The sequence below is a fragment of the Paenibacillus vortex V453 genome, from assembly GCF_000193415.1.
Classification (GTDB): domain Bacteria; phylum Bacillota; class Bacilli; order Paenibacillales; family Paenibacillaceae; genus Paenibacillus_AQ; species Paenibacillus_AQ glucanolyticus.
The window spans coordinates 51748-59326 of record NZ_ADHJ01000008.1 but is presented as its reverse complement, the minus strand read 5'-3'; the positions used below and the strand labels follow the sequence as shown (position 1 = coordinate 59326).

Annotated in this window: 7 protein-coding genes and 1 pseudogene; 6 read left to right on the top strand and 2 right to left on the bottom strand. The window is 52.3% G+C overall.

Going from position 1 to position 7579, the window contains the following annotated elements:
* Positions 1-1145: 1145 nt before the first annotated feature.
* A complete protein-coding gene (locus tag PVOR_RS04045) occupies positions 1146-1985 on the bottom strand; it encodes a helix-turn-helix transcriptional regulator (RefSeq protein WP_006207808.1) in 840 nt (279 codons plus the stop codon).
* Positions 1986-2139: 154 nt separating this feature from the next.
* Here PVOR_RS04045 and fabF point away from each other — a divergent pair.
* The 5 genes and pseudogenes from fabF to PVOR_RS04025 all read left to right on the top strand — a co-directional run bounded on the left by fabF (position 2140) and on the right by PVOR_RS04025 (position 6221).
* Positions 2140-3383, top strand: a pseudogene (fabF, locus tag PVOR_RS04040) (beta-ketoacyl-ACP synthase II).
* Positions 3384-3657: 274 nt separating this feature from the next.
* Positions 3658-4170 carry a sigma-70 family RNA polymerase sigma factor gene (locus PVOR_RS04035; RefSeq protein WP_040680178.1) on the top strand — a complete coding sequence of 171 codons (513 nt, stop codon included), beginning with the start codon at positions 3658-3660 and terminating at the stop codon, positions 4168-4170.
* Positions 4170-5051: a DUF3298 domain-containing protein gene (locus PVOR_RS04030; protein ID WP_006207806.1), complete on the top strand. Its 882-nt coding sequence runs from the start codon at positions 4170-4172 to the stop codon at positions 5049-5051. The genes PVOR_RS04035 and PVOR_RS04030 overlap by 1 nt, the downstream gene beginning before the upstream one ends.
* A gap of 44 nt (positions 5052-5095) precedes the next feature.
* Positions 5096-5500: a hypothetical protein gene (locus PVOR_RS31325; RefSeq protein WP_006207804.1), complete on the top strand. Its 405-nt coding sequence runs from the start codon at positions 5096-5098 to the stop codon at positions 5498-5500.
* On the top strand, positions 5406-6221 hold the full coding sequence (locus PVOR_RS04025) for a stalk domain-containing protein (RefSeq protein WP_234972772.1): 816 nt from the start codon (positions 5406-5408) through the stop codon (positions 6219-6221). The genes PVOR_RS31325 and PVOR_RS04025 overlap by 95 nt, the downstream gene beginning before the upstream one ends.
* Before the next feature lie 4 nt (positions 6222-6225).
* On the opposite strand, the gene PVOR_RS30520 is transcribed toward PVOR_RS04025, so the two are convergent.
* Complete coding sequence (locus tag PVOR_RS30520) at positions 6226-6423, bottom strand: hypothetical protein (protein ID WP_160163974.1); 198 nt, start codon at positions 6421-6423, stop codon at positions 6226-6228.
* Positions 6424-6563: 140 nt separating this feature from the next.
* On the opposite strand from PVOR_RS30520, the gene PVOR_RS04020 reads away from it, so the two are divergent.
* Positions 6564-7559, top strand: coding sequence for an aldo/keto reductase (locus PVOR_RS04020; RefSeq protein ID WP_006207802.1), 996 nt, complete (start codon positions 6564-6566; stop codon positions 7557-7559).
* Positions 7560-7579 lie beyond the last annotated feature (20 nt).

Sequence of the window (7579 nt, the reverse complement as noted above, 5' to 3'; positions counted from 1 at the left end):
GTTGCCAGAGTACCGGGAGTAGCAGAGTAATAGAGTGCTTAGGTTACCGGAGTTACAGAGACTGGGAGTTACGGGGTTCTGGGGTTACTGGGGTTACTGGGGTTACTGGGGTTACTGGGGTTACTGGGGTTACTGGGGTTACTGAGCTAACGGGTTATTGGAGTTATTGGAGTTTCCGCAGCCCGGGATTACTGAGCTAACGGAGCTATCAGAGATACCGGAGTTACTGGACAAAACTGGAGTTATTGGAGTTACCGTAGCCCAGGATTACTGAGCTAACGGGGCTATCAGAGATACCGGAGCTTTTTTGCCTTACGTGTGACTTTTGGTGGGTGTTGGCACTCAACTAACGGACTGAGCAGACGTTATTTAGCATAAACTCGGCAATTTTGAAATCTAACGGACATGAAATACGCTAATTACGGTAAAAGACAGTAGACTCATCAGATACTGGCCCCTTTAACGTCTCTCCTGTCCGTTACGTTTAAAATAATGCCGTTATTGTCAGAATAACGGCGTTGAGGTCCGTTGCACGGTAGTTTGTGGAGTTGCCAGAGTACCGGGAGTAGCAGAGTAACAGAGTGCTTAGGTGTTACCGGAGAAACAGAGACCGGGAGTTACGGGGTTACCATGGTTTCCAGAGTTACTGGAGTTACTGGGTTTCCGGAGTTACTGGGTTTCCGGAGTTACTGAGTTACTGAGTTACTGAGTTACTAAGTTACCGGAGTTGCAGGGGTTACTGGGGTTACCGAAGTAACTGAGCTACCGTAGTTAAATGAGTATTGGGAGCTACCAGAGTTACTGGAGCTGCCGGAGCTTCCAAAGTTACCGATGTTACTGGCGTTACCAAAGTTACTTGGCGTTACTGGAGTTACAGGATTCCCAGGGTACGGGGGTGCGGGGTTACGGAGCTATTCGAGTTGCCCGGGTTTCCAAAGCCACCAGAGTTACCGAGGTTAGGGGGTTCCGGAGCTACTGGTGCTACCAGAGCTACTGGTGCTATCAGAGCTACTGGAGCTATCAGAGCTACCGGAGCTATCAGAGCTACCGGAGCTACCGAAGTTACCGGCGTTACCACAGCAACCTCACACCAACAATGGCCCCGCTGGACAATCACCAGCCAGCCAGACCACCACCCCCTCCGCTCACTTCTCCTCCATCAGCTGCCGCAGCTTCGCTTCCGTGGTCGTATCCGGCGCGGGTGTGTAGATGCTGCATCGCAGATCATCATTGCCGTACACCTTCAGCGACGTGAGTTCGTATACCATCTTCCCGGCTTTGGCATGCCGGAATTCCAGATGCACCTCCGGAGCGTAGCTGACTTGGCTCTGCTCCCACATCCGGTTGAAGTCCGGGTGCCCCTTCTTCATCTCCTCCAGAAAACGGTCATACCACTCATCCTCCACGTACTGCCCGTAATAGGTTCGGAACATGGAGAGGAAGCCGCTGGCGAACTGCTCCCAGTTCACCGCCAGCCGCTGGAACTCCCTGCGGGTGAAGAGCAGCCGGATCATGTTCCGCTCCTCGGGAGGAATGCGGTCAAAATCAAGGAATACATACGCGGCCGCCCGGTTCCAGCCCACGATGTTGCACATGCGATCCGATATCATGACCGGGCAGTACTTCAGCTCGGTGATGATTTTTTGCAGGGACGGGCTGATATGCACGGCCTCCTGCTTGACGGAGTAGGGCTCTGCCCCGCTCTCGAACGCTAGCGAATACAGGTATCTCCGCTCATCAGCATTCAGCAACAGCGCACTGGCAACACAGTCCAGCACAGACGAGGATACCTGAATATCGCGCCCTTGCTCCAGCCAGGTATACCATGTCGTGCTGACACCTGCCAGCTGGGCAACCTCCTCCCGGCGCAGGCCCGGTGTTCTCCTTCGGGTGCCGGAGGGCAATCCAACGGACTCGGGGGAGATTTTGGCACGCTGACCTTTCAGAAAAGCCGACAAGGCTTGAAGCCTGACTTGGGAATTCATAGGGTACGCCTCCTTCATCCAACTCAGGATAGCAGTATTTATACTAGGATAAACGGTATCTTGTAATAGGATACTCTACGTGACATTATAACCTTAAGATTGACAAGTTATAAAGGCTTGCCGTTAGTAAAGTCTTAAAGGAGGCTGTTATTCCATGGAAAGAGTCGTTATTACCGGCATGGGTGTCATCTCACCGCTGGGAAATGATGTTGAGACGTTCTGGTCCCGGCTTGTTCGGGGAGAATCCGGTATTACACATATAGATGCATTTGACACATCGAGGCAAAAAGTAAAAATAGCAGGTGTCGTAAAGGAGTTTGATTCAAACTCGCTGTTCGGTGTAAAAGAAGCACGGCGTATGGACCGCTTTCTGCCAGTTTGCACTGGCTGCGGCAGATCAGGCCTTGCATAACGCCGGACTTGATCTTGACCAGATCAACCGGGAGCGCATGGGGGTATACGTCGGCTCCGGCATCGGCGGTATCCAAACCTTGATGAATCAGAGTGAAACGCTGGCTTCACGAGGACCTGAGCGAGTCAGTCCTACTCTGGTGCCGATGATGATTCCCAATATGGCGGCTGCCCTCATCAGTATTAAATACGGTGCGCTGGGCTCTACGCTGGCTCCGGTTACAGCGTGCTCGATCGGCAATACGGCGATTGGGGAAGCTTTCTTTAATATCCAGGCGGGACGGTCCGATATCATTATCGCGGGAGGCTCCGAAGCGGCCGTGACCGATATCTCGCTGGCCAGCTTCTCGAATGCAACCGCCCTCTCCACCCGCAATGATGATCCCGGCCGAGCCAGCCGGCCGTTTGATGCGGCCCGGGACGGATTCGTGATGGCGGAAGGGGCCGGTATCCTCGTGCTCGGAGTCGCTCTCCCATGCCCTGCGCAGAGGGGCCGGCATTTTGGGTGAAGTAATCGGGTATGGGGCCGGCTCGGATGCCTACCATATGGTGGCAACCCCGGAAGACGGCAACGGTGCAGCCCGGGCGATGAAGCTGGCACTGACGGAAGCGAACCTCTCCCCTTCCGATATCGATGTCATCAGTGCCCATGCCACAAGCACAGTGATTGGCGACCGGTCCGAGACGGCTGCAATCAAGTCTGTATTCGGTGAAGCTGCCTACCGCATCCCCGTGACCGCCAACAAATCGATGACCGGACATATGCTGGGCGCATCGGGTGGCGTCGAGGCGATCGCCCTCGTGAAATCGTTGCAGGAAGACGTCATACCGCCAACCATCAATCTGGATGCAGCCGATCCCGGATGCGATCTGGATTATGTGCCTAACGAGGCGAGATCAGCTGCGCTTCGGATCGGCATGTCCAACTCCTTCGGCTTCGGTGGACACAACTCGGCGATTGTTATCAGAAAATATGAGCATGAATAACAGCAAAAACCGAAGACCCCCGTATTGGGGTTATTCAATCTCATCTTAAACTCCCTGCAGAAAACAGGGAGTTTCGCGAAACTCTGAGGCCCCAGTGAAACTGGGGTCTTTTTCTTGTTGCGACCGCTGAAGGGTTCGCTGAATAATGAGGCAGACGCTGTTTTTAAATTTTTTATGGAAAATCAAACTTTTTGAAGGACTTGCACGTCATGCATCCGTAAGTCAATTGCAATTGATGGTTACCCGCGCGGGCCCAAAGGAGTGTCATATTTACATGAGAGGCGGACGGAAGCTGGAGAAGCTTCTTTTACAGTGCATAACCGAAAATCAGGATAGCGCCTATCGACTGGCATACAGCTACGTTAGAAACAAAGAGGATGCCCTCGATATCGTTCAGGACGCCATCCACAAAGCATTTTTATCCATAGAAAAACTGAAGCAAACGGGTTCATTAAAAAGCTGGTTTTTCCGGATTATTGTAACAACCTCCCTGGATCTCATAAGAAAACAGAAAAAAGTCCGCGTCATGGACGACGAGAACCTGGAGTTTGTATTACCCAGCAGCCATGATCATTATCCCAATCTGGATCTGGCCCAGTCCTTGGAGGAACTTCCCGACAAATATCGGGTCGTGATCATTCTCCGGTATTTTGAAGATATGAAAATCGAAGAAATCGCCGAAGTGCTTCATGAGAATGTCAGCACGGTGAAAACACGGTTATACCAAGGACTGCAGAAGCTGCGCGTGAATTTAAGTGAGGAAGATCAAGAGGAGGAAAAACAATAATGCATGACAAGCTGAATAGGATGAAAGAACAGTACGAGAGCACTCCTATTCCTGATGAATTGAGCTCGCTGGTTAACAGGACCATTGCAGCCAGGCGAAAAAAAAATAAAACCCTGCCCTGGCTCGCCAGCGCGGCGGCAGCATGCATTCTGCTGTTTGCCGGTGTGAACACCAGCCCAGTCCTCGCCCAAGCCATGTCGGATGTGCCGGTTCTAGGCAATATCATCAAGGTCATCACCATAAGGGAATATACCGAGCAGGATGACCAGACGAACCTGCATATGGAAACGCCGGGCATAACCAATCTGGGTAATGCGGAGCTGGAGCAAACGTTGAATAACAAATACCTGGAAGAGAACAAAAAGCTGTATGACAACTTCAAAGACGAAGTGGCCCAGCTTCATAAGGAAGGCGGCGCGCATCTGGGACTCGACAGCGGCTATGAGGTTATCACTGACAATGAACAGCTGTTGATCCTTTCGCGCTATGTCGTCGAAACGGCCGGCAGTTCGGCCGAGTCCAGACAATACGATACGATCGACAAAATCAATCAGATGGTGATCACGCTGCCAAGCCTGTTCAAGGATGATCGTTATATCCAAACCATCAGCGACAATATCAAGGAACAGATGCGCCAGCAGATGCAGGATAACCCGGATATCGTCTACTGGGTAGAGCAGCCGGGCGTGGAGCCTGAAATACCGGAGGATATTTTCCAGTCCATCGCTAAAGACCAAAACTTCTACATTAATCAGGACGGAAAACTGGTCATCAGCTTCAATGAATACGATGTCGCACCCGGCTATATGGGCGTTGTGGAATTTACGATTCCAACGGAAGCCATCGCAGCCGAGCTTGTCAGCAACGAGTACATCCGGTAGATCACACATGGTAGATATCCATTATAAAACTGGAGGTAATAACGATGAAAACAATGAAACATACAACGACCCCGTTGACCAGAACCTTGGCGGCTGCCGGATTAGCAGGCATTCTCATGATATCCGCTTCAGGGCTGTCGTCCAGCCACGTCCATGCCGAAACCCGGACTGCAGCGAGTACGGATCAAGCAGAAACGCCGGCCATAACCCCACCACTCGTGACATCCAAAACGCTGCAATCCAAGGAAAAGTGGCTGGCAACCGACATCAAAATCCCTGTATTTCAGGGTCTGGCCGACACCAAATATCAGGAGCGAGCTGAACGACATCATCGAATCCCACGCTTCCAAGGATATGGCCAAATGGGAGAAGGAAGCGGCAGAAACAGCCGCCAGTGCTCAGAAGAACGGCTATACCATGCGCCCTTATCAGCTGACGATCACCTATGAGCTGACTTCGGATGGCACGGATGGCGACTTGTTCTCCCTCAAAGTCATTACAGCAGGCATGGGAATGAACAATGGTGACCCCCGCGTGGATACGTACAACTTCCGAAACGAAGCCGAAGCACAGCGTGTGACGCTGGAAGACCTGTTCGGAAGGGATTACAAAGCCATTGTGGATCAAGCGGTCAAAACAGCAATTGCGGCAGATCAAGAGAATTACTTCCAGCATGAGGACGGGTTCCAGGGCATCGATGCCGGGCAAGCCTTCTATGTTTCAGGTGGAACCGCCTATATCGTGTTCCAGAAATACAGCATCGCACCCGGGGCTGCAGGCATGCCCGAATTTGCCGTGAAGCTGCTTGGTCAAGGTCAAGCAACGGAGGAACAAGCAGCTGCAGCTGTGATGAAACCAGGCGTTTATTATAAGGATAACAACGGCAAAATCATGGTTCCGGCAGCTCAAGTGCTGCGCCAGCTGCACTTCGACGTCAAGTGGAACGGCAAGAGCAAAACCGCCGAGATTTCCAAGGGAGCCGTCTGGAGTGCGGTGACTCTGAACAAGGATGCTTACTCTGTTGGCAAAATGGCCCCGCGCCCGCTCGGCTCGGCTCCTGAAATGAAAGGCGGCCATGTGTATGTTCCGCTGGCCTTCCTGACGGATATTTTGCATCTACAAGCCAAGCAAGACAAGCACGGCGACATTACGGTGACAGCAGCGCAATAACTTTTTATGCTGATCTTATGTCATTAACTTCCATCCAACTGTACGGCTGCTCCTCAGCCAGAACACCATGCCACAGCACATACCGAGGCACTCTCAATCCCTTGAGGTGGGCCTCTTTTCGCGCTGTGCGATGGGCGGATGGGCGGTTAGCCCTGCGACCTGCCAGCATGACACCATGGTGATTGTGCAGAAGCTCAACCATGCGTTTTTTTTACGAAAGCGTCATAAGCTATAAGCATTCAGAGGTATTCCTTCACCTGTATACCGGCTTGTCATCTCTGCATAAAAGGTCGATAATGGAAGCAGATTTCTATCGTACTATGGGATTGAGGAGGGTATGGGATGGAATATGTCTATTTGGGAAGAACCGGACTTGAGGTATCCCGCTTTTGCCTGGGAACCATGACTTACGGAGACTGGGATTTGGACGAGAAAACCTCGCTTGGCATCATCGACCGTGTGCTGGATTCCGGCATTAATTTTATCGATACTGCGGATACCTATGGCAAAGGTACGAGTGAAGAAATTATAGGCAAAGCCATTCAAGGACGCAGAGACGATGTTATCATCGCGACCAAATTCAAGGTACGGACCGCCGAAGGACCGAACGGAGAAGGCGCAAGCCGCTACCGTATCATGAAACAGGTTGAGGCAAGCCTGAAGCGGCTGAATACGGACTATATTGACCTGTACCAAGTACATCGGCCCGATCCGCATACCCCGCTGGACGAGACGCTACGTGCGCTCGATGATCTGGTTACCCAAGGGAAGGTAAGATATATCGGCTGCTCGAATTTCGAGGCTTGGCGAATCGTTGAATCCCTATGGACCAGCGAAAAAATGAACCTGGAGCGTTTTGTCACCAATCAGCCTTCGTACAGCATCTTCAACCGCTACATCGAGCAGGAAATCCTGCCGGCTTCACAGCGTCACGGGTTGGCTACACTGGCCTATTCCCCGCTGGATGGCGGCTGGCTCTCCGGTAAATACCGGGCCGGGCAGCCGCTCCCGGACAACTCGCGCGGTGAGCGCATGGACATGGATTCACCTGATAACCGCGCCAAGTTAGAGAAGGTCGAGCTGCTTGCCCAGCGGGCGGAGGAGAAGGGAGTCACGCTGGGACAGTTTGCACTGGCATGGCTTCTGCAGCGCAACATTGTTCCTGTTGTCGGTATCCGTAACGAGCAGCAGCTTGCAGATAACCTCGGTGCGCTGAAGGTGCAGCTGACCGAGGAGGATTTGAAGCTGGTCGACCAGGTGTCACCAAGTCCATACCGGGACTTCTCCCAGGACGGCAGCTTCTGGTTTACCGAGCCTCGGGCCTACCGGTTTAAGTAAGCCTGTCCATCCAAAAATCG